Genomic DNA, 22334 nt, shown 5'->3' with positions numbered 1-22334 from the left:
GCGAAGCGCTCGCGCGAGTTCTGCGTTTGTGCGAGCCCTGCGTTTGTGCGAGCATCGGACGACGCTACGATCCAATCGAGCAGGGATGTCAAGGGTAGGGAAAGCTGTGGTTCTAACGAATTCGATGTTGGCGCTGGCGGTTGCGGCGGTAGGGGCGGTGGCGGCGCTTGCCGCATGGGTCGGCTACAAACGAGCGAGTCTGCGCGCGTTGCGCGAGCACAGCGAAGCGCTTGCGCGGATGAGCGGCGCGCACGACGAGAGCAAAGCGCAGGATCTAACGCTCATCGCTGCTGCGCAAACGCGCGCGAGCGAGCTTAGCGCCGAAACGCAGCGCCTTTCCGATGCGCTCGCATGCGAAGCGGACGCACTTGCGCGTGCACGGGCGGCGTTGACCGAGGCGCACGCGCGTCACGACGATCTGCTGGCGCACGCAGGGCGCATCGCGAGCGAAGCGGCGCGCCTGAGACAATTGGCGGCCACCTTCGAACGCTGGCATGAGCAGATGATCTCGCTCATGGCGCAAAACCAAGACATGCATCGCAAGAACCATGAGCTGGCGCGCATCGTCAATCACGTCCTGATGGTTTCGCTCAACGCTTCGATCGAGGCGGCCCGGGCGGGCGCTGCGGGTCGCGGTTTCTCGATCGTCGCGGGTGAGGTGCGTGCGCTCGCGACGCGCTCGCAGGAGTTGTCCAAGAGCTATCGCGACAGTCTCGATCGCAACGATCTCGTCACGACGGCGACGTTCCAGGACATTCAGGCCGGCGGCAAAATGATCACGGCCGCGCTCGGTAGCGTCGAGTCGCTCGCCCAGCAATTTCAATCGAAGCTCGAACGGAATCCGACGTGATCAGCCAAGCCGCCAAGGATAGTTTCGAGCGCATCGTGTTTCAGGCGGCTCGCACGCGGTTGACCGTGAATTCAGAGCACGCCTGCGAGATCGTGCGCGCCGCGGCGCATGAACACGCCGGGCAGCGCTCGAGTGCGCAAGTGCACGTTCTGACGATCGTGTCGATCGGATTTCGCATCGTTCTGTTGCTGCAATTCGCCGACGACGAGGCCACGCGCGCGTACTACGCGGGACAGACTGCGAATCGCGCGTTGCCCGAGGCGGCGCTCGAGATCGGCAACTTATGCTGTGGCGCCATCAATCAACAGCTCGTCGAGCATTTTCCCGACCTGGGCATGTCGACGCCGTACACGCTGTCGAGCGATTGCATGGGCTATCTGGATGAGCTGGAGCCGTCGCACCTTGCAGCCTACGACGTGACGATCGAAGATGCCGCGAGGCTGCGCCTGATCTTGTGCGTCTGTGCGTGCGAACCGATCGACTTCACCGCGCATGTGGCCGACGTCCACGAAAGCGCGGGTGAACTCGAGCTTTTCTGATTTCCAACCTCAACCCAAACGACTGGATATGGCAAAGATTCTGGTGGTGGACGATTCGAGCACCGTGCGCGACGAAGTCGCCGGGTTCCTGCGCAAGAACGGCCTCGATGTCGATACGGCGATCGACGGCAAGGACGGACTGGCCAAGATGAAGACGAGCCCGGGCGTGAGGCTCGTCATCAGCGACGTCAACATGCCCAACATGGATGGCCTCACCATGGTCGAGAAGATTCGCGGCGAACTTGCGAACAGCGCGGTCAACGTCATCATGCTGACGACCGAAAGCAGTCCGGCGATGAAGGAGCGCGGCAAGGCGGCCGGCGTCAAAGGCTGGATCGTCAAGCCGTTCAAGGGCGAGGCCGTGCTCGAGACGTTTAGGAAGCTCGCGGGTTGATGGGGCTTTTCTGCCCCCGAGCGGCGGGCAGTCTTCGGAGCGTTTTGGGGGCGACGGACGGGGCTGGATCGCCGCCGATCGGATCGACGACTGTACCGGTGCGCGAGCCTTTCAGATGGACTTCATCGATCGTCAGCGCTGCGCCGGCTTTCATGCGATTGCTGCTTTGGGTTTCATTGATTGCACGTAAAGAACTGGCGCGTTACCGCTCGCTCATGTACGCGAGCATGCGCGATTTGAGTCCAGGGCGCGACGCGGACCGAACCAGATCGGCGAGATCCTGATCCGGCCGCTCCCTTTCCAGTGCCCGATACAGGTGCCGTTGCGTCGTCGGATCAAGCAGTGTGGCAACCTGCAGCGCTTCGGCGACTGCATCGGCGCGTCCGTCTGCTTCGACCAGCCTCGTGACGAGGCCGATTTCCGCCGCCTCCGTTGCGCTGATCTGCCGGGTCTGTTCGAGAATTTCGCGAGCCTTTGCATAGCCGACGACCTGACCAAAGCGCCGCGTGCCCAGCACAAGACCGAAGCGCAAGCCTGGCATCCGGAAACTTGCATCGGCCGCGCTATAACGATGCCGGCAAGCTGCAAAGAGATCGACACCGGCGCCGAAGTTGCGTCCATGGGCGAACGCAACGGTCAGACAAGGGGACGACGCGACGAGATGGAGCAATGCCTCGACCCTCACCAGTCGCAATAGCAGGTCTGCGTCGCTCTGGCTATCGAGGTCACCCTGATCGAATCCCGCACTGAAGTTCCTTCCCTCGCCCTGGAATACGAGCATTCTGGCGCCACTCGCATGCGCGTCGTCCACGCCCTGCAACAGCGCTTCGACCAGCGGCGCGTTCAACGCATTCATCTTGTCGGGACGGTTCAACGTGAACGTCCAAGATTGCGCGCTTCTCTCGATTCGGAGCTGGTCCGTCATTGTTTCTCCTGCGCATGGCGAGCGGTGATACCGGCAAGGATCTCTTCGGAGTGCTCGCCGAGCCCCGGCGGCGCACGGCGTATAGGCAAGCCGTGCCCCGACAGATTGATCGGCGATCCAAAAGTCCGAGTCTCGACGCCGTTGGGCAACGTGAGCGGCTGGACCCACTGCATGTGTTCCACCTGCGGATCGGCGAGCACATCCGAATAATTGTTGATCGGCGCACAAGGCACGCCGGCCGCCCGAAACTGCTCGAGCCAGAACCGCGCGGGCTGGTCGGCAAAGATCGTCTCGAGCATGAGTCTGAGCTGATCCTGATGACGCGCGCGATGGCTCTGCGTGGTGAAGCGGTCGTCGTCGATCCACTCGGGATGACCGAGCACCCGGCATACAGCGGCCCATAGGGCATTATTGCCGGCGGCCATGCCAAAGTAGCCGTCACGGCAACGAAACGCCTGGTACGGCGCATTGCGCGGATGAGCGGAGCCCATCTTTACCGGATCGCGCCCGCTCCCGAAATACTCCGATGTCTGCAACGCGGCAATGCCGAGCGTCGCACCAAGCATCGAGATGTCGATATGCGAGCCCCGACCCGACTGCGCGACGCGCCGCAACTCAGCCGCAATCGAAAATGCGGCGTACAAACCCGCCGAAAAATCGGCTAAGGGCACACCGCATTTGACCGGCGCACCGCCCGGCTCGCCAGTGATACTCATGATGCCGCTCATCGCCTGCAAGGTCAGGTCGAAGCCACCTTCCTGAGCTCGCGGTCCACTCTGTCCATACGCGGAAATAGAGCAATACAGCAAGCGAGGATTGAGATCCGCAAATGCCGCATAGCCAAGGCCTAACCGGTCCATCACACCTGGGCGGTTGTTCTCGATCAGGACATCGGCGTCACCTATCAGCGCTTTGGCAATACGGACGTCTTCCGCGTCTTTGAGGTTCAGCGTAATCGAACGCTTGTTGCGATTCAAAGAAGCGAAGTTCTCGCTGAATCCGGCCGTGATCGGCGGCCATGACCGCAACGAATCCCCGCCTTCCGGATGCTCGATCTTGACAACGTCTGCGCCCATGTCGGCCAACAACATGCCGCAGAACGGCCCCGCTGCCACATTGCATATCTCGATGACTCTCACGCCCTCGAGTGCGAGCTGGTTTTTCATCACGATTTCCTTCGAAGGTCAGTAGACGCTCGTGCGCAGAATCAAGTACCGGCGAAAATCGGCACGACGAACAGATAGACGAATCCGACGAAGCTTCCGGCCGTCAGAAAGATCACCAAGGTGAAGCCAAGGACGCGCTGCACGCCAACGCCCGCGATTGCTACTACGGGAATCGCCCAGAATGGTTGGAGCAGGCTGCCCGCCATTTCGCCAGCGGCGATCGCCATGGACGTACCGGGCAACGATGAGCCTAGATGCATGGCCGCAGGAATGGTGAACGGCCCTTGAACCGCCCAGTGGCCGCCGCCGCTCGGAATGAACAACGTAATCAATCCCGACGCGAGATAGCTGAGGAATGGCAGCGTGGCCGTCGACGCGACATGGATGTAAGCATTGGCGACCACTTCCGCAAGTCCCGTTGCGGCCATGATTCCCATGATTCCGCCATAGAACGGATACTGAAGCAGCATCGGACCGGTCACCTTCGCCGCCTCGGTCACCGCGCCGACATAGCGACGTGGCTTCCCATGCAGACACAAGCCCGCCAGCAGAAAGATAAAGATCACAGTGTTGATATCGAGGCTGACGCCATGACGGGCCCACTCAATCGCGAGGTATGCCGCGCCCGCCACGACGAACACCAACGCACACAGACGAGAGCCTTCGAGCCTGCCGGCGAATGAGTCTGCTCGCGATGTCTCGTCGACATCGGAGGTCTTTTCAGCGGCTTCGAGCGCATCTTTTCCGGCCGCGATAACGTCGCCTTCTGCGGGCCGCATCAGAATGAAGATGACGGGGATTAGCACCATCGCCGCTAAACCAGTCACAAGATTCCACGTTGAAAACACCGTATGAGACAAAGGCACGACGCTGTGCGTATGCTGCTCGATGAGATTCAGAGGATTGCCCGGAGAAGCAATCGACAACGCGATCGAACTGGACATACCCGTGAACGCCCACAGCACCCATGAACTGTAGCCCGCTGCGACGAGCCAGGCGAAGTCCACGCGTACGTGCTTTGCCACCTGCTTGGAGAGCATGGCGCCGACCACGAGTCCGAAGCCCCAGTTGAGGAACGTCGCCACTGCACCGATCGTAAACACCAGAATGACAGCGGAACACGGTCCGACCGCAAGCCGGCTGAGCCGTTCCAGACCGGACTTGATGATCGGAGCACTCGCTAACGCATAACCGGTCACAAGCACTAGCACCATCTGGAACGCGAACGTGAAGATGCCGAAAATCCCCTTGTACCAGCCGCCGAGAATGACCTCTGGCGTGCCTTTCGGCGCGAACGCTAGCGCGAACAGCGCGGTGATGACGGTTAGCAGGATCACGATCACGAAGGGATCGGGCATCAGTCGTTCGAAGAGGTACACGCACGAACCGACCGCCCTTTGCATCAACGATTTTTCGCCAAACTGGCCATATGATGACGGTGGCGATGCGACGGCTAGTCTTGCCGAAGTTTCATGGGTTTTCACGGGTTGTCTCCAGGCATTGAGCCAAATACTTATGGTGTGCCGGACGTTCGCTCACACGTGGCGGGAGCCGGCACCCGCCACGCCGTCCACGTGAAACGGCTATTCAGGTCGTGACCGGCTCCTTGACGTCGGTCCGCTTATCGGCTGGCACGATCTGCAACTCTCGCTCTTTACGCTGAAGTCCCATCAGGATCTGGCGGGCGCGGCGCAAAGCCTTGTCGGTCTTGAGAAAGAGTTCGGAATATCCATCATCCGGAAACTCCATCATTGCCTGCTGACGTTCGAGCGCCCACTGATCCTGTGCGACCACTTCCGGGAACATTTCCGCGACGCGTTGCGCCGTCGGTATCGTCGGGTCGCTCAAGGTTCTGTGCCAGTTCTTGCACGACACGGACCAACGCCAGACCAGATTGCGCTCGTCGACCGGCAAGTGAAGATGCAACAGCGTGTATCCGCGCTCCTTGTCTGTTCCGAGTTCACCTGGCGGCGCAACGCGCATCACGACTCGCGTGAGTCCCGGGGTCACCATGCAATGCGTATGAATTCGCTCTACCGTGTCGTACAGAAACCATTCCTTCAGATAGGCCGGTTGCTGGTAGCTGTCGACGTGTCGGGTGGTTTTTACGTACGTATATCCTTCGCTTTCGCCTTCTTCCAGGTCCACTGGAATCTTGCTGTTCTCCTTGTCGCCGATATTGCCGTCGTGCAAGGGATAGAAATGTGTGATGTCGAGCAGGTTTTCGATCAGCAGAAGATAATTGGCGGGCACGCGCAGTGGGCCAGGAGACCCGATCGAAAGATTCGCGGGGTCGAGAATTTCCGGCGTGCGCGGTGGCGCCACGCGTTGTGCCGCTGCGGGGTTGCCGGGCCAGATCCACACTACGCCGTCCTGTTCCTTCACCGGGACCACGCTGAGACGCGCTTGCGAAGGAATCGCCTTATCCGGCTGGGAAGGAATGGCAATACATTGTCCGCTCGTGTCGTAGCACAAGCCGTGGTATGCGCACTCCAAACGTCCGCCGTCGAGCAGTTTGCTCTGCGAGAGCGGGAAGCGCTTATGGCAGCAACGATCGTCGAATGCGACGACTTCACCTGTATCGGAACGCCACATTACGACGGGCCGTCCGACTATCTTGTGTCCTTGCAATTCACCCTCGGGAAACTCGGAGGAGAAACCGATGGGATACCAGCAATCTTTGACATATTCGAATGTGCTCATGACAAAACTGTCTCCAGTGGGTTTTTTCTAGCAAGCGCATCCCACTGCGCCCGCCGAGTGCGAAGAACCAGAAGCGATGAACTAAAGGTCGAGAACGATTGACGCGCTCTTTGCGCGACTGCAGCAGATCATGATGAATTCTTCCCGATCGTCTTCGTCGAGCACCGAGTCGCGGTGAAGTGGGTCGCCCGAGAGATAGCGGGTCATGCAGGTGCCGCAATAGCCTTCGCAGCACGAGGTCTCGACTTCTATTCCTTGCAGTTTCAGCGCATCGACGATGGTCTCGCCCGAATGCACGGTGAGGCGCTTCTTCGAGCGCGCCAGTTCGACGTCGAACGGCGTGTCGGGATCGTCGCCAACTGTCTGCGCCGGCGAGCTCGATGCGCAGAAACGCTCGCAATGGACGGCGTCGCGCGGCCAGTGCCCGCTTGCCGCTTCGATAGCGTCCATGAGTCCTGGCGGCCCACAGTAGTACAAATGCGCGCCTTCCGGACGGCTTTGCAGGGTCGCTTTCAAATCGAGCCCCTTGCTGGGGTCGCCGTTGTCGTAGTGGATCGACGCTAGCCCGCTGGCAACGAGACCGCACAATGCCCCCGTGAAAGCGGTTCGTTGCGGCGTGCGAGCGCAATAGTGCAGATGAAATGCTTCGCCGCGACGTTGAACTTCGGAGATCATCGACATGAGCGGTGTGATCCCGATCCCGCCAGCGATGAAGATATGTCGCGTGGCCGAATTCGACAGTGAAAAATGATTACGGGGCGCGGACACAGTCACGATCTGCCCGGCTCGCAACACATCGTGCATCGCCACTGAACCGCCTCGACCGAGCGGATCGCGCAGCACGGCAATCACATAACGATGACGCTCTGTGGATGGATTGCACAGCGAATACTGGCGAATCACGCCGTGGGGTAAATGAACGTCGATGTGCGAACCCGGGGTAAACGCAGGCAACGTGTCGCTGTCCACGCTAACAAATTCGAATGCATTGATGTCGTCCGCCAGATAGGATACGGACTGCACCCGCACCTGCAGTTTCGAGGGCGTAATGGAATCCTCGCGCACACATGGCGCTTCGTGCAGAGTGACTGTGTTCATGTCTTCCTCCATAAGCTGCTCTGGATGGCAACTTCGGTGCATCGGATCGTGTCGATCAATGCGCCGGCGGTTTTGCTTTGGAGAAAGACTAGATGCGTCGACCTATAAGAACAAACGAGTAATTTTCGAGTGCATACATCAACATTTTTGAACTGATTTGATGCCGTGCAACATATTGCGGACAGCTATTGTCTGTCGAAAGTGCTTACCTCGCGGGCGAGTTCAGCCACGGTGCGGGCCAGCGAGAAGGAGTGTCCCTGGGGAAGCACGGCGACGAACTGGACGGGTTCGAGTCGTGGAGACGTCGTGACGATTTTGAGCCTGCCGTTTTCTATTTCGCCCGCGTAGTGTTTTGCCGGCAGGTACGCGACGCCCATACCGGCCATCGTCATTGAAGCCGCCACTGCTACGCTTTTGCAGCGCGCGAGATAGCGGCCGCGCACGTGTTCATTCTGGAACCAGTCTTCGATCGCCGGATAGTGAAATGACTTCGGCTTCATCCCGATGATCGGGTAGCTCGCCAATTCTGCTGGACCGTATACGCGATCCTCAAGCCCCAACGCGGGGCTTGCCATCCACTCGAAGACAACCGAGCCAAGCGATAACGTGGAGAGATCTTGCGCACGCGAATGACCGGGCGCAAGGACGAGCTCAAGTTCGGCTTGCGCAAGGCTCTCCATGAGCTCTGCCGTGAGCGCCTCCTCGATCTCAAGGCGGACGTTGGGATAGCGCTCGGCGATGGTGCGTATCAGTTCGGGCAACCACGTTGTCGTAATGACTTCGGCGACACCGAAACGCACCGTGCCGAACATCGATTCCGGCGCAGCGATGCGATGCTCGAGTTCTGTCGACAAATCGAGAATGCGGCTGGCGTATTCCATCAGCTCTCGTCCCTTGGGCGTGAGCCGTGCCGTTCTGTGGGTACGATCGAATAGCTCGACGCCAAGCGTGCGCTCGAGTTCGCGCACCCGCATGGACACTGCGGACTGTGTTGCATACAACCGCTCGGCAGCCGCCGAGAAACTGCCTAGCGTTACCGTCCAGAAAAAGGTCTCCAATTGTTGCAAAGTCACGTTTGCCTCCGCACGCTTCGTATCGAGGAAGTTCAGCCAGATCATTTCCGGTCAGTGTACGCAGTGGCGCGGCATTCGTAAGCGGTGGAAAATCCTGGTGCTTGGCTCGGCCGGTTTGGGCCGCAAAAGACGAGACGTTCGCGGAGCAGGCCATACGAACGACGCTGCCCTCATTGAACGCTGAGATTGCGCGCAAGCTCGGGGAAATCGCTGTGGACATCGCATCGCGTCGTGGTTTGCCGATGCCTGCCCCTATCGCACATGCCGATGGGGCTTGTAGCAGCCTTGCGCCGAGACTTCGCTATCTTGCCGCCACGATCACATGCGCCTGAATTTTGCCGGCCACCGCGCCTTCCCCGTGGCGGTTGGCAATCGCCTCCGTCGCTCGGTCCGTAGCGAGCTGAAGCAGGCCGGCGTCGCGCGCCTCGATTTCGTTGCGCAGCGGCGTTCCCAGGCAATAGGCGGTGGCGGCATCGCGTGCCGAGGTTGCGTAACTCACCTTCTCGCATGTCTCGATCTCGATGTCGGAGAACCCTGCACGGTTCAACTCTCCCCGGATCAGTGCGATATCGTGATAGCCGTGCGGCGTGCGGGCGAGGAATCTCGGAGGGTCATGCGCAAACACCGTGGCGACTGCGTTGGTGACGTCGTCTGCAAAGGCGTTCTCTTCGATGCGGTCCCACACATTGAAGACAAAGCGCCCGCCTGGCCTGAGCAGGCGACGCGCCTCGGCGTAGCCGGCGACCCGGTTGGGAAAAAACATTGCGCCGAACTGGCAGCAAACGACGTCGAACGAGGCATCTTCGAACGGCAGATCGAGCGCGTCCGCCTGCCGCCATTCGATACGGCTGTCGGCCCCCTGCCTAGTGGCGGCATAGTCGAGCATGGGCTGGTTGAGGTCGGTCACCACGTAGCGCGCGTTAGCGCCGAGTTTTGGCGCAAGCGCGCGCGTGACCACGCCGCTGCCGGCCGCCGTTTCAAGCACCGAACCGGGCGAGGAGGCTGCGACAAGCTCCGCCAGATCGGCGGCATAGGCCTCGAAGATCAGGGGAACCATCAGCGTGTCGTAGAACTTCGGGATCGAGCCCGCAAACACCTTATCGCGCTCAGTCATGATATCCCCTCGAATGCACTCGATAGTGTCGTTGATCGTCCGCTCCAGAGTAGGCCGGGCCTCTCCAACGCGTCCTCCAACGGGGTCGGGCAGGGGCGACCATGCATCATGGTGGCCGTGCGTGCCAGCTTCGTCAACGTCGTCCAGCGATCGTTTCCGACATGCCTGCGTTCCCGCGCACGAAAAGCGTCGACGCGGCCGCGTCCATGATTCTCTCCGGGAGATAGATCGAATCCGTATTATTCATTGTCCATGATCGAATCTGCAGGCTACCATCGTCGACGACGAATGGGTCTGCCGGTGCGTTGTTCGTGTGCTTCACGGCTTGCTCAGATGGGCTTGGCGGCGCCGCGGCACTGCGCGTGCTTGGGTCCTCGTCAATCCCCAGTCGATTTCAACCGAAGTAGTGAGGATGGTTCGATGGCCCGCTCAGATCCACTGCGCAATACCTTTTTCCGTCCGGGGTCGGAGGCCGCCGGCGCTCCGAGTGTCGCCATTGCCTGCATGATCGCGCTCGCCGTTTCCCTGGGCGTAGGCCGCTTCGCGTTCACGCCGTTGTTGCCGCTGATGCTGCACGCGGGTTTGCTCGATCTGAGAGAGGGCGGCCTGCTCGCCTCGGCCAATTACGCGGGCTATTTCGTCGGCGCGCTGACCTGCGCGTTTCTACCGGTCGAACACTCGCGCATGGTGCGCGCAGGCCTGGCGACCACGGTCGTGCTCACGCTCGCTATGGGACTCACGCACAGCCTGCCCCTTTGGGTCGCGGTGCGGTTCGTCGCCGGCGTCGTGAGCGCTTGGACATTCGTGTTCGCGTCCCAGTGGGGGCTCGCGCGCCTGGCACGGCTCGGTGCCCCCGCATGGAGCGGGGTGATTTATACCGGACCGGGCGTCGGCATCGTCGCGACGGGACTCATGGTCAGCGTAACCGCGAGAGAAGGCCCGGCGTTCGGTTGGCTCCTGTTCGGGGTATTGTGCGCCGTCTGTACGGTGTTCGTATGGCGAACGTTCGCGCCGTCCAAGGGCAGCGCCCGCTCTGCGGGCGCGCCCGATGGCCTCGCAGGGCAACGAGGCTCGTCGGGCGACGAGCGCACGTCAGCCCGAAGCCCCGCCGCTGCCGCCGCAGCGGCGCCCATGAGCGCGGCCGATCGCCGCGCGCAAAGCATTTGGCTCGTCGTTCTATATGGCATGCCCGGCTTCGGCTACATCATCACGGCCACCTTTTTGCCCGTGATCGCCCGTCAGGCTCTGCCGGGGTCGCACTGGCCGGACCTCTTTTGGCCCATGTTCGGTGCGGCGCTGATTCCGGGGTCGCTACTCGCCGCGCGGCTGCCGGCCCAGTGGGACAACCGCGCGCTGCTTGCGTTGTGCTACCTCGTGCAGGCGGCCGGCATCACGCTCGGCATCGTGTTTCCGACCGCTGCCGGCTTCGCCGCCGGCAGCATCCTGATCGGTTTGCCGTTCACGGCGATCACGTTGTTCGCGATGCGCGAGGCGCGGCGGCTGCACGGCGAGCGCGCAGCGGGCTTGATGGGCTACGCGACGGCGGCCTATGGCGTGGGCCAAATCGCCGGGCCGTTGGTCGCCGCGCCCATCGCCGCGCGGGTCGGCTCGTTCGGCCCCGCGCTCTGGCTCGCCGCGCTCGTGTTGCTCGTCGGCGCCGCTGGACTCGTCACGGTCGCGATCAAGTCGCGCTCGGCCGATGACTGACGCGGGGCACACGCCGGCGCAAAGCCGCTAGAATTAGCGCGTTTCGGCCAATGGCCGGCGCATGCCGGCCTCTTCACCCCCATGAGCGACTATCGATTCTGTCCACGCTGTGCGAGCACGCTCGTCCAACGGCCGGATGCCGCCGAGGAGGGTGGCCGCCTGCGTCACGCGTGCCCCGACGCCGCCTGCGGGTTCGTTCATTGGAACAACCCGCTTCCGGTTGTCGCCGCGATCGTCGAATACGAGAGCAAGATTCTGCTCGCGCGCAACGCCGCGTGGGCCGAGGGCGTGTTTGCGCTGATCACGGGCTTTTTGGAGCAGGGCGAGACGCCCGAGGCCGGTATCGCGCGCGAGGTGCTCGAGGAAACGTCGCTGTACGTGCGCGCGACCGAGCTCGTCGGCGTATACGACTTCATTCGCAAGAACGAGTTGATCGTCGCCTATCACGTGAAGGCGGAAGGCGAAATTTCGCTCTCGCCCGAGCTGCTCGAGTACCGCCTCGTCGAACGGGCCAAGCTGCGCCCCTGGCGCGCCGCCACGGGCCTCGCGCTTGCCGATTGGATGCGCCGCCGCGGTTTGCCGTTCGAGTTCGTCGACAAGCCGGGACAATGACACCGCGCGGTGCGTTGCAGCGTTCTTTTGCGACGTGCCCGGTCGTCCGATCCGTTGCCGCCCCTTTCGCCCATTGCCAACCGCTTTCGCACCATGAGCAAACCCACGCCCGCTTCGCGCGATGCCTATCGCCATTTCCTGCCGATCACGACGCGCTGGATGGATAACGACGTCTACGGACACGTCAACAACGTCGTCTACTACAGCTACTTCGATACGGTCGTCAACGAGTATCTGATTCGCGCGGGCGTGCTCGATTTCGAGCGCGGCGAGACGATAGGGCTCGTGGTGGAAACGCAATGCAACTATTTTTCGCCGCTCGTTTTTCCCGAGCGCGTCGAAGCCGGCTTGCGCGTGGCGCGTATCGGCGCCTCGAGCGTGCGCTACGAGGTCGCGCTGTTTCAAGAGGGAAGCGCGCACGCTGCGGCGCAGGGGCACTTCGTGCATGTCTACGTCGAACGCGCGACGCGTCGGCCCGCACCGTTGCCCGAGCCACTGCGCCGCGCCCTCGCGCCGCTCGTCGTCGCGGCGCAAGAGGGGCGGGCATAAGGTGCAGGCATTCGCCGTCGCCACGCTCAACGGCGTCAGCTACGGGCTGTTGCTGTTCATGTTGTCGGCCGGGCTCACGCTGATTTTCAGCATGCTAGGCGTATTGAACTTTGCGCATGCGAGCTTTTACATGCTCGGCGCCTATCTCGGGTACAGCATCGCCGCTCATGCAGGGTTCGGATTTGCGCTGTTTTGCGCACCGATCGTTATGGGGGGCTTCGGCGCCGTGCTGGAACGGACGCTGCTGCGGCGCGCGCGCGTGAACGGCCCGCTGCACGAGTTGTTGCTGACGTTCGGTTTCGCGTACCTGCTGGCCGAATTCGTCAAGCTCGTTTGGGGGCTCGGCAGCGAATCGATCGCGTTGCCCCCAATGCTCGACGGGCCGTTGATGATCTGGGGGGATACCACCTTCTCGCGCTATCGGGCGTTCATGATGACCGTGTCGGTCGTCACGCTCGGCGCGTTGTATGCGTTGCTACGCACTTCGCGCATGGGCCTCGTATTGCGTGCGGCGCTGACGCATGCGCGCGCCGTCGAGGCGCTCGGGCACGACGTTGCGCGCATCGGCACGTGGGTGTTTGCGATCGGGACGGGGCTCGCGGCGCTGGCCGGCGTCATTGGCGCGCCGCTTGCCGTGGTCGAGCCGGGGATGGCGGAGGCCGTCGGCTCCATCGTCTTCGTCGTCGTGATCGTGGGCGGGTTGGGTTCGATCGGCGGCGCGTTCGCGGCTTCGTTGCTGATCGGTTGCGTGCAAACGTGGGCGATCGGCACGACGGCTTCGCTCGGCGGGCTCTTGCAAACGGTCGGCGTGCGGCTGCCGTCGGCCTGGGCCGCGCTCACCGTGGCGCAAGCCGCACCGCTCGCGCCCTATGCGTTGCTGATCGCGATGCTGGCTTGGCGCCCGCGCGGTCTCTTCGGAAGGCGCGAGGACGATGCGTAAGCCGACGGCCGGGCGCATACGCGCCGAAGGTGCGCAGGCTCGCCAGCTCGGCGCGGGTGCGCTTTGGGCCGCCGGCGCCGTGCTGCTCGCGGCGCCGTTGTTTTTCGTTCATGACAGTTGGGTCTTCGGCTATCTCGCGCAAGCGGCGGCGATGATCGTCTTGGCGCTGTCCTATAACTTGCTGCTCGGGGAGACCGGGCTGCTGTCGTTCGGTCATGCGGCGTTCGCAGGTCTCGGCGCATTCGCCGCCGCCCACTGGTTCAATCGGGGCGGCGTTGCGCTGCCGTGGCTGCCGCTCGCGGGAGGTTGCGCGGGGGCCGTGTGCGGCGCGCTCTTCGGCGCCGTCGCCACCCGGCGCGCCGGCACCGCGTTCGCCATGATCACGCTCGGCATCGGCGAACTGGTCGCCGCCGCAGTGTGGACGTTGCCCGAAGGATTCGGCGGCGCGGCGGGCGTTGCGATCGATCGCGGCAGCGGGCCCGCATGGGGCGCTTGGCATTTTGGCGCGCCGCGCCAAGCGTATGCCGTCATCGCCGTGTGGACGGCGCTCTCGGTCGTCGCCGTGTTCGCGCTGACGCGCACGCCGCTCGTGCGCATCGCCAATGCCGTGCGCGAGAACGCGACGCGCGTTGCCGCGCTCGGCATCGATCCGCGCCGCGTTCGATACGCCATGTTCGTCTTCGCGGCATTCTTCGCAGGCATTGCCGGCACGCTCACGTTGATCGACGTCGAACTCGCTTCGTCCGAAAGCGTGGCGATGACGCGCTCCGGCGCCGTCTTGATCGCAACCGTCATCGGCGGTTCGTCGACGTTCTTCGGCCCCGTCATCGGTGCGCTCGTGCTGACGGGGATGAGCGGCGCATTGGCCGGGGTGTCGCGCGCATGGCCCGTCTATCTCGGCTTGCTGTTCGTCGGCGTCGTGCTGCGCTGGCCCGAGGGCATCGCGGGTTGGTGGTGCGCGCATCGTTCGCGCATCGGCGCTTTCGACGTGCGCGCGCGGGGCCGAATCTATCTGCTTGGCGGCGTTGCCGCTGCAGCATGGCTCGGTGCGCTCGTGATTGCCGTCGAGTCGCTCTATGCGCTGCGTTTCGCGGCCGACGCCGGCGGCGTCTGGCGCCTCGGGCGGCTTGCCTTCGATCTGGCTTCGCCGGCCACACAGGCGGTTCTGGGCGGGCTCGTCGCGCTCGGGGCGGCGGCGCGCTGGGCGCTGCGTGCCGCACTGCAAGGACGAACGTGCGCGGGAGCGGACGAGTGACGATCGCACCCGCACTTAGTCTCGAAGGCATCGCCCGGCGCTTCGGCCCGACGCGAGTGCTGAACGGTGTCGATCTGTCCGTTGCCGCCGGCGAACGCCATGCTCTGATCGGGCCCAACGGCGCCGGCAAGTCGACGCTGTTCGACGTGGTCGGCGGCGTGCTGCAGCCCGATGCAGGCACGGTCCGGCTCGCGGGCGTCGACGTGACGGGACGCAGCCCGCATGCTCTCGCCCGCGGCGGGCTTGGCCGCAGCTTTCAAGCGACGCGCGTGTTCGCGCGCCTGACGGTGCTCGAGAACCTGCGCTGCGCGCTGTGGTGCGGCGCGCTCGCCGCACGCGGCGGCGTGGGGGCGCTGCAGCCGTTTTCGACTTGGGCGCTGTGGTGGCGGCGTTCGCGCGAGCTCGACGAGCGCGCCCGGGCGTTGCTCACGGAACTCGAGCTCGACGAGTCGGCGCAGACGCCGGCCGGTACGCTCGAATACGGCGCGCAGCGCCGGCTCGACCTGGGCATCGCCTTGGCGAGCGGCGCGCGCGTGCTGTTGCTCGACGAGCCGACGGCAGGGATGAACCGCGACGAGGCGGCGCATACGATTCGATGGTTGCGCGGCGTGACGGCCGGCAAGACGTTGCTCGTCATCGAGCACGACATGGACGCGGTGTTCGCATTGGCCGACCGCGTGTCGGTGCTGGTGCAAGGCCGCATCGTTGCGACCGGCACGCCGGCGCAGATCGCCGCGAACGCGCGTGTGCGCGAAGCCTATTTGGGCGCGTCGCCCGGGGAGCCTGCCTCATGACGGCGTTGCTCGAAGCGCGGGCGGTCTGTGCTTGGTACGGCCAGGCGCAGGTGTTGGACGGCGTGGATCTGCGCATCGATGCGGGCGAACTCGTGTTGCTATGCGGCCGCAACGGTTCGGGGCGTTCGACCTTCGCGAAAGCGCTAGCGGGTCTCGTTCGCCGCACAGGTTCGATCGTGTTCGCCGGGCGGCAGATCGTCGCATGCCCCACGTTCGAGATCGCGCGCCGCGGCGTGGGGTACGTCGCCGAGCAACGCGAAGTGTTTCCCACGCTCTCGGTGGAGGAGAACTTGCGCCTTGGCATCAAGCCCGGTACCGGACGGTCGGCCGCAAAGAAGATCGACGCGGCATTCGAGCGCTTCCCGATGCTGGCGCAACGGCGTAAGACCGAAGCGGGCGCGCTCTCGGGCGGCGAGCAGCAAATGCTCGTGCTCGTGCGGGCGCTCGTGGGCGAGCCGCGCTTGCTCGTCGTGGACGAGCCGACCGAGGGACTGGCGCCTCAGGCCGTGGCCGCGGTGGCCGATTGTTTGCAAGACCTGTGCGAGCGGGGCGGCGCGGTCCTCTTGATCGAGCAACGCCTGACGCTGGCGCAGCGCTTGGCCGCGCGCATCGCGGTGATGGGGCATGGCCGCATCGTTTTCGACGGCGCGGCGGGGGCGCTCGATGCAAAGACCATCGACGAATGGATTGCCATCGGGAGCGGACGCTGAATGCCGGGGTGAGGCGATGTTCCGCTTGGCGCGCCGACGTGCAATCGCTCGCGACCCCGCCAAGCGCGCCTCGCTTGCGCGATTTGCGCTCGGAAGAAGCCGAGCGCAAACCGTACGCGGTCGCCGCTTTCGTCATCCGGCGTCGCGCTGCGCGATCCAGTCGTGCGCCGGATCGTTCTTGAAATGCCAAACGCGCGCGGGCCCGGCCATCACGTTCAGGTAGTACGACTCGTATCCATACGGCACGACGACGGGATGATAGCCGCGCGGCACCATCACGATGTCGTGGTCTTCGACGGCCATCGATTCGTCGAGGTCGCGCGCGTCGGTATAGACGCGTTGGAATGCGAACCCTTGAGAGGGATTGAGTCGGTGGTAATACGTCTCTTCCAACGCGCTTTCCGCCGGAATTTGGTCGGCGTCGTGCTTATGGGGCGGATAGCTCGACGAATGGCCGCCCGGTGTGCGCACTTCGACGACGAGCAACGATTCGGCCGGCTCCGTTTGCGGAAGAATGTCGCAGACGTAGCGCGTATTGAGTCCCTTGCCCCGCACCGACCGTTTCATTTGCGACGGCTCGATGAGTCGGGCCGGATAGCGACCCGTGGCGGGCGCACTGGCTACGCCCAGTTCCGCGTCGCGCTCCGCGCGCACGGTCGCGCGCACGTTGGGCGGCACGTACAGGGCGTAGGGGGCGGCATCCTCGAACACGCTGTCGCGTGCGCCGACACTCGCGTAACGCGCCCCGCCCACGTCGATCGACACGGCGCCCGAGAGCACGACGATGCACGATTCGCGCTCGCTTTCGTGCACATAAAGCACCTCGTCGTGCGCCAGCCGGTAGGCGGCGAAACCGACGTAACGCCAGGCCGCCGTCTCCGGCGTCACGCGCGCGATCGTCATGCCCTCGCGCTGGGCTTTGACTAGCAGGCTCATGCGATGGCCCTCTCGGTGTTGGCCGGGGCGCTCGCTGCATCGACGAGTGCACGTAGCGTCCTGTACCCAAGCTGCGCATACTGGAAGCTCGGCGCAACGGTGGGATCTTGCTCCGCTTCGACCACGAGCCAGCCCCGATAGCCATGGCGCTTCAAGCTCGCAATGACGGCGGCAAAATCGACCGCGCCGTCGCCGGGCACGGTGAAAGCGCCGTTGATCACGGCTTCGAGAAAGCTCCAGTCGCGATTACGGGCCAATTTGACGATCTCGGGCCGCACGTCCTTGCAATGCACGTGGCAAATGCGCGATGCGTACGCCTCGAGCGTGGTGAGCGGATCGCCCCCCGCGAACGTGATGTGTCCCGTATCCAGCAACAGTCCGACCGCATCGCTCGTGCGCCGCATCAGGTTCTCGACGTCGGCGGGCGTTTCGACATAAGCGCCCATGTGGTGATGGTAGGCCACACGCACGCCGTGCGAGCGCGTGTATTGAGCGAAGCGATCGACGCGCGCGGCATAGGCGTCCCATTGATCCGCGGTGAAAAAGCGCGGCCGCTGATAGAGCGGGACCGGTGAGCCTTGGATCGTTTGGGCGACTTCGCCGTAGACCATCACGGTCGCGCCGTTCTTCGCGAGCAGTTCGAGGTGCGGGCCGACGGCCGCGATCTCCTCCTCGGCGCTGCGCTCGGCGAGGCGCCCCGAATACCAGCCCGAGACGAGCGCCAGATCGTACTGCGCGAGCAGCGCTTTGAGCGCATCCGGTTCGCGCGGGAATTTATTGCCGAGCTCGAAGCCCTCGTAGCCGATGGCGCGGCCTTCGGTGAGCGCGACGGACAACGGCGTCTCGCCGCCTAACGAGGGAAGATCGTCGTTCATCCACGAGAGGGGGTTCACGCCGATGCGCACTTGAAAATCGGTCATGCTGCGTTCCTTGGTTCGTTTCACGTTGCGAAGGCGTTGCGGGCGGTAAGGCTAGCGCAACGCGTTCAAGCGTCATTGGGCCGATGCGATGCGCCGGCGGGTGCGCCGCCACGCTCGGCTAGCTTCGTTTCATAGTGATTGCGCGCCTCGCGCACCGCCGCGCGCGCCGATACTTCCGGCACGGCGACTTCCCACCACCAGCCGCCGTCGTCGGTGGTGCGCGCCGGGTCCGTGTCGATGACCACCACCGACGTGCGATCGGCCGCACGCGCGCGAGCGAGCGCCGTTTCTAGCCCGGCGACATCGGCAACGTGCTCGGCATGCGCGCCGAGCGAGCGGGCGTGCGCGGCGAAGTCGATCGCGGGCGCACCGAGCGGCCCCTGCAAGCAGTCGTCGAACAAGTTGTTGAAGGGCGCGCCGCCGCAAGCTTGTTGCAGGCGGTTGATGCAGCCGTAGCCGCGGTTGTCGAGCACGACGACGATGAGCTTGGCCCCCAGCATGACGGAGGTGGCGATCTCGCTGTTCATCATCAGATAGCTGCCGTCGCCGACGAAGACGATGACCTCGCGCTCGGGCCGCGCGAGCTTCACGCCGAGGCCCCCCGCGATCTCGTATCCCATGCACGAGTAGCCGTATTCGACGTGATAGCCGCCAGGGCGCGCCGCGCGCCAAAGCTTGTGCAATTCGGCCGGCAAAGTGCCTGCGGCGCACACGGCGATGTCGCCTTCGGGCGAGCTCGCGCTCGACCGCTGCACGGCGCCGATGACGTCGGCGTCGTAGGGCAGCGTACCGTCTTCGCGCGGCGTGTTCGTGCGCGCGGCCACCGTCTCGCGCCATGCGTCGCACAGGCTGCGGGCGCGCTGCGTCCAGTCGGCGTTCGCCTGCCAGCCGCCGAGCCGCTGGCTCAACGTATCGAGCGTGGCGCGGGCGTCGCCGCAAACGCTCGTCGCACGATGCTTGAGCGCATCGAACGCATTGGCGTTGATGCCGATGACGCTCGCTTGCGCAAACAGGGTGTTGGACCCGGTCGTGAAATCTTGCAGGCGCGTGCCGACGGCGATGACGCAATCGGCTTCGTGCGCGAGCGCGTTCGCTGCGCTCGCGCCCGTGACACCGATGGCGCCGGCGTTGAGCGGATGATTCCACGGCAACGCGCCTTTGCCCGCTTGCGTTTCGCCGACGGCGATTCCATGGCGCTCGGCGAAGGCGCGCAGTGCTTCGGCGCCGCCGCGGCTGTATAGCACGCCGCCGCCCGCCACGATCACCGGCGAGCGGGCGCGGCGCAGCGCGGCGAGCGCCGCTTCGAGCTCGTCCTCACCGGGCGTGGGCGCGTGAAAACGCACGATGCGCCGTTCGAAGAACGTGCGGGGATAGTCGTATGCCATCGCTTGCACGTCTTGCGGCAGGGCGAGCGTGACGGGGCCCGTCAGGGCGGCGTCGGTCAGCACACGGATTGCGCGCGGCAACGCGTTCAGCAACTGTGCCGGATGCCCGATGCGGTCGAAATAGCGCGAGACCGGTTTGAGCGTGTCGTTCGCCGATAGGCCGCCGTCGTGGAAATCCTCGACCTGTTGCAGGACCGGATCCGGCGCGCGCGAGACGAAGATGTCCCCTGGCAGCAGCAGAACCGGCAAGCGGTTGACGTGGGCAAGGGCGGCCGCCGTGACGAGGTTGGTCGCGCCCGGACCGATCGAAGTCGTCACCGCCATCATGCGGCGGCGCATGTGCGCTTTCGCGTAGGCGATGGCGCTGTGCGCCATGGCTTGCTCGTTGTGGGCGCGATAGGTCGGCAACATGTCTCGATGCTGATAGAGCGCCTCGCCCAGGCCCGCGACGTTGCCGTGCCCGAAGATCGCGAATACGCCGCCGAAGAGCGGCGCCGTCGATCCTTCGCCGTCCTCGACGTGCTGCGCCGCGAGGTAACGCACGAGGGCTTGCGCGGCCGTGAGCCGAATCGTCGGGCCGTCCTCGGCTGTGGCGGCGCCCCGCCCGTCGAGCGTCGTTTCGTCGATACGCAGGTTCATCACGCCGCCTCCCGCCGCGCCGCTTGCGGCTGCGTGGCCTCGCCCCTATCGGCTCGCGCCGCGCGCCACGCGTCGATCAAGGTTTCGAATGTCGCGCGCACGTTCGCAACGAGGGCCGCGTCGTCGATTTCGCCGGCCAGCCAAGCGCGGCTCGGCTCGTGAAAGATCGTGCGCCCGACCGTGAAGCCCTTGCAGGTGGTCGAGGCTGCCGCCGCGCGAAACCCTTCGCTGAGCGTGTCGACGCCGGCTGAGAGACCCAGCAACACGACGCCGCGGCAGTAGGGGTCGCGCTCGGCGATCAGTGCATCGACCGCCTGCCACTGCTCGGCGCTGAGCGGGGCGAGCTTCCACCATTCGGGCTGGATGCCGAGGTTGTAGAGCCGCTTCAAAGCGCGAAAGACGGTATCGGGCGCGGCGGGAAGGGTGTCGCGATGCGGCGGGATGACTTCGAGCAACAACTCGTGGCCGCTCGCTTGCACGGCGTCGTACAGCGCGCGAAGCTGCGCTTCTTGTTCGACGCGTTCCGCGATGGGCGCATCCGGGTGATACTGAACCAGACACTTGACGACGTGCTCCTGGGGCCAAGCGACGAGCGCGGTGCCGACCGAGCGCCCGTGCTGAAACACGAGCGGCAGGGAGCCCGGCAACTCGACGGGACGGCCGATCCACCAGCCGCGGCCGGTGGCCGCATTGAGCGCGTCTTGGCCGTAGCGGTCGTCGATGAGCACGCCGATGCGTCCTTGCAAGCCGAGCGCCGCTTCCGTTTGCGCGACGGCGTCGACGAACAGGCGCTTCAGTTCGGCAATGCGCGCCTCGCTCGCACCCGTTTGCTGGGCGAGCTCGAAGAACTGATTGCGGTGGTCGAAGGCGAAGCCGAGCACCTCGTCATGCGGCGCGCGCGCGACGCTCACGCGATGCAGCCGTGCGAGCTTCGCGTCGAGATCGGGCCGGCGCATGCGCGCCGGGTCTCGCTCGACGGCCTCGCGCAAGTAGTCGAGTTCGGCCGGCGTCGGCATCGCCGGGGCGCAGGCATGGCGCGACACGACGAGTGCGCCGCACAGGTTGGCCGTGTGCGCGCAGCGCGCGAGCGGCGCATCGCGCAGCCACTCGGACAGAAAGCCCGAGGCGAAGGCGTCGCCCGCGCCCAGGACGTTCAGCACTTCCACTTCCATGCCGTGTTCGGTCGGCGCCTCGTCGATCGAAGCCGGCACTTTGCCTTCGACGATGGTGCAGCCGAGCGGACCGCGTTTGACCACGAGCGTGGCGGGCGTCACGGCGCGCACCATCGCTAGCGCATCGATGAGTTCGTGCTTGCCGCCCGCGATGCGAAACTCTTCTTCGGTGCCGATCACGAGATCGAACAACGGCAAGATGCGCTGCAAATGGGCGGTGACGTTTTCATCGGCGATGAAGCGGGTTTCGCCGTCGGCTTTGCCGGTGAGCCCCCACAGCACGGGGCGATAGTCGATGTCGAGCACGGTGCGCACTTGGTTGCGCCGTGCGTATTCGAGCGCGCGCCGGCTCGCGCGGTTCACGCGCTCAGTCGAGAAATGCGTGCCAGTGATGAGCAGCGCCTTGCTCGAAGCGATGAACGCTTCGTCGAAATCGCCTTCGTCGAGCGCCATATCCGCGCAGTTCTCGCGATGGAACACGAGCGGGAACGTGTCGCGGTCCTTGATGCCGAGCAAGACGAGCGCGGTCAGGCGCTCGGCGTCGACGCGCGTGTGGCCGACATCGCAGCCTTCGCGCGCGAGCGTCTCGACGAGAAAGCGGCCCATGTGATCGTTGCCCACGCGCGCGAGCATCGCGGAAGCGAGCCCGAGCCGCGCGCAGCCGAAAGCGATGTTGGCGGAGGAGCCGCCCAGATACTTGGCGAAGCTAGTCACATCTTCCAGCCTCGCGCCGATCTGCTGCGCGTAGAGATCGACCGCGAGGCGGCCGAGGCAGATGATGTCGCGCGTGCGGCCCGGGGCGAAGCGGCCGGTGGACGGATGAGAAGGAGGGGAGGCAGCCATGGAGTGGGTC

The 22334-nt window shown here is 64.5% G+C and carries 21 protein-coding genes; 10 read left to right on the top strand and 11 right to left on the bottom strand.

Features of this window, described 5'->3' with window-relative positions; all coding sequences use genetic code 11:
* Window positions 1-124 precede the first annotated feature (124 nt).
* Genes QQS38_RS02830 through QQS38_RS02820 form a run of 3 tightly spaced genes read left to right on the top strand, consistent with a single transcriptional unit; the run spans window position 125 to window position 1783 of the window.
* Window positions 125-850, top strand: coding sequence for a methyl-accepting chemotaxis protein (locus QQS38_RS02830; protein WP_479643838.1), 726 nt, complete (start codon window positions 125-127; stop codon window positions 848-850).
* Entirely contained in the window at window positions 847-1389 is a 543-nt protein-coding gene (locus tag QQS38_RS02825) for a hypothetical protein (RefSeq protein ID WP_479643837.1), read from the top strand. The genes QQS38_RS02830 and QQS38_RS02825 overlap by 4 nt, the downstream gene beginning before the upstream one ends.
* A 28-nt stretch (window positions 1390-1417) precedes the next feature.
* Window positions 1418-1783, top strand: a complete 366-nt coding sequence (locus QQS38_RS02820) for a response regulator (protein WP_479643836.1) — start codon at window positions 1418-1420, stop codon at window positions 1781-1783.
* A 202-nt stretch (window positions 1784-1985) separates the two neighbouring features.
* Here QQS38_RS02820 and QQS38_RS02815 read toward each other — a convergent pair whose 3' ends face one another.
* From QQS38_RS02815 to QQS38_RS02785, 7 genes are all read right to left on the bottom strand, one after another.
* Window positions 1986-2708 carry an enoyl-CoA hydratase/isomerase family protein gene (locus QQS38_RS02815; RefSeq protein WP_479643835.1) on the bottom strand — a complete coding sequence of 241 codons (723 nt, stop codon included), beginning with the start codon at window positions 2706-2708 and terminating at the stop codon, window positions 1986-1988.
* Window positions 2705-3874, bottom strand: a complete 1170-nt coding sequence (locus QQS38_RS02810) for a CaiB/BaiF CoA transferase family protein (RefSeq protein WP_479643834.1) — start codon at window positions 3872-3874, stop codon at window positions 2705-2707. Before QQS38_RS02810 ends, QQS38_RS02815 begins: the two co-directional genes overlap by 4 nt.
* A gap of 41 nt (window positions 3875-3915) precedes the next feature.
* Window positions 3916-5358: a short-chain fatty acid transporter gene (locus tag QQS38_RS02805; RefSeq protein WP_479643833.1), complete on the bottom strand. Its 1443-nt coding sequence runs from the start codon at window positions 5356-5358 to the stop codon at window positions 3916-3918.
* A gap of 103 nt (window positions 5359-5461) precedes the next feature.
* Window positions 5462-6577, bottom strand: coding sequence for a Rieske 2Fe-2S domain-containing protein (locus QQS38_RS02800; RefSeq protein WP_479643832.1), 1116 nt, complete (start codon window positions 6575-6577; stop codon window positions 5462-5464).
* Window positions 6578-6658: 81 nt separating this feature from the next.
* Window positions 6659-7675 carry a PDR/VanB family oxidoreductase gene (locus QQS38_RS02795; RefSeq protein ID WP_479643831.1) on the bottom strand — a complete coding sequence of 339 codons (1017 nt, stop codon included), beginning with the start codon at window positions 7673-7675 and terminating at the stop codon, window positions 6659-6661.
* Between the two features lie 185 nt (window positions 7676-7860).
* Window positions 7861-8793, bottom strand: a complete 933-nt coding sequence (locus QQS38_RS02790; RefSeq protein WP_479643830.1) for a LysR family transcriptional regulator — start codon at window positions 8791-8793, stop codon at window positions 7861-7863.
* A 256-nt stretch (window positions 8794-9049) separates the two neighbouring features.
* Window positions 9050-9862, bottom strand: a complete 813-nt coding sequence (locus QQS38_RS02785) for a class I SAM-dependent methyltransferase (RefSeq protein ID WP_479643829.1) — start codon at window positions 9860-9862, stop codon at window positions 9050-9052.
* A 420-nt stretch (window positions 9863-10282) separates the two neighbouring features.
* On the opposite strand from QQS38_RS02785, the gene QQS38_RS02780 reads away from it, so the two are divergent.
* The 7 genes from QQS38_RS02780 (at window position 10283) to QQS38_RS02750 (ending at window position 16429) form a co-directional block, all read left to right on the top strand.
* Entirely contained in the window at window positions 10283-11569 is a 1287-nt protein-coding gene (locus QQS38_RS02780) for a YbfB/YjiJ family MFS transporter (RefSeq protein WP_479643828.1), read from the top strand.
* Window positions 11570-11650: 81 nt separating this feature from the next.
* On the top strand, window positions 11651-12181 hold the full coding sequence (locus tag QQS38_RS02775; RefSeq protein WP_479643827.1) for an NUDIX domain-containing protein: 531 nt from the start codon (window positions 11651-11653) through the stop codon (window positions 12179-12181).
* A gap of 93 nt (window positions 12182-12274) precedes the next feature.
* On the top strand, window positions 12275-12730 hold the full coding sequence (locus QQS38_RS02770) for an acyl-CoA thioesterase (RefSeq protein WP_479643826.1): 456 nt from the start codon (window positions 12275-12277) through the stop codon (window positions 12728-12730).
* A gap of 1 nt (window position 12731) precedes the next feature.
* The gene (locus tag QQS38_RS02765; protein WP_479643825.1) at window positions 12732-13670 is read left to right on the top strand and encodes a branched-chain amino acid ABC transporter permease; all 939 of its coding nucleotides are present in this window, start codon (window positions 12732-12734) and stop codon (window positions 13668-13670) included.
* On the top strand, window positions 13663-14925 hold the full coding sequence (locus tag QQS38_RS02760; RefSeq protein WP_479643824.1) for a branched-chain amino acid ABC transporter permease: 1263 nt from the start codon (window positions 13663-13665) through the stop codon (window positions 14923-14925). The genes QQS38_RS02765 and QQS38_RS02760 overlap by 8 nt, the downstream gene beginning before the upstream one ends.
* A 2-nt stretch (window positions 14926-14927) precedes the next feature.
* Window positions 14928-15719 carry an ABC transporter ATP-binding protein gene (locus tag QQS38_RS02755; protein ID WP_479644088.1) on the top strand — a complete coding sequence of 264 codons (792 nt, stop codon included), beginning with the start codon at window positions 14928-14930 and terminating at the stop codon, window positions 15717-15719.
* Entirely contained in the window at window positions 15716-16429 is a 714-nt protein-coding gene (locus tag QQS38_RS02750; protein WP_479643823.1) for an ABC transporter ATP-binding protein, read from the top strand. The genes QQS38_RS02755 and QQS38_RS02750 overlap by 4 nt, the downstream gene beginning before the upstream one ends.
* Window positions 16430-16561: 132 nt before the next feature.
* Here QQS38_RS02750 and iolB read toward each other — a convergent pair whose 3' ends face one another.
* The 4 genes from iolB to QQS38_RS02730 form a co-directional block, all read right to left on the bottom strand.
* On the bottom strand, window positions 16562-17365 hold the full coding sequence (gene iolB, locus QQS38_RS02745) for a 5-deoxy-glucuronate isomerase (protein WP_479643822.1): 804 nt from the start codon (window positions 17363-17365) through the stop codon (window positions 16562-16564).
* Entirely contained in the window at window positions 17362-18285 is a 924-nt protein-coding gene (iolE, locus tag QQS38_RS02740) for a myo-inosose-2 dehydratase (RefSeq protein WP_479643821.1), read from the bottom strand. Before iolE ends, iolB begins: the two co-directional genes overlap by 4 nt.
* Window positions 18286-18350: 65 nt before the next feature.
* Window positions 18351-20309, bottom strand: a complete 1959-nt coding sequence (gene iolD / locus QQS38_RS02735; protein ID WP_479643820.1) for a 3D-(3,5/4)-trihydroxycyclohexane-1,2-dione acylhydrolase (decyclizing) — start codon at window positions 20307-20309, stop codon at window positions 18351-18353.
* Window positions 20309-22324 carry a bifunctional 5-dehydro-2-deoxygluconokinase/5-dehydro-2-deoxyphosphogluconate aldolase gene (locus QQS38_RS02730; RefSeq protein ID WP_479643819.1) on the bottom strand — a complete coding sequence of 672 codons (2016 nt, stop codon included), beginning with the start codon at window positions 22322-22324 and terminating at the stop codon, window positions 20309-20311. Before QQS38_RS02730 ends, iolD begins: the two co-directional genes overlap by 1 nt.
* Window positions 22325-22334 lie beyond the last annotated feature (10 nt).

Source organism: Trinickia sp. Z7 (assembly GCF_056498045.1).
Note: the sequence above shows the minus strand (reverse complement) of the source record. Positions and strands in the feature narration are given on the sequence as shown.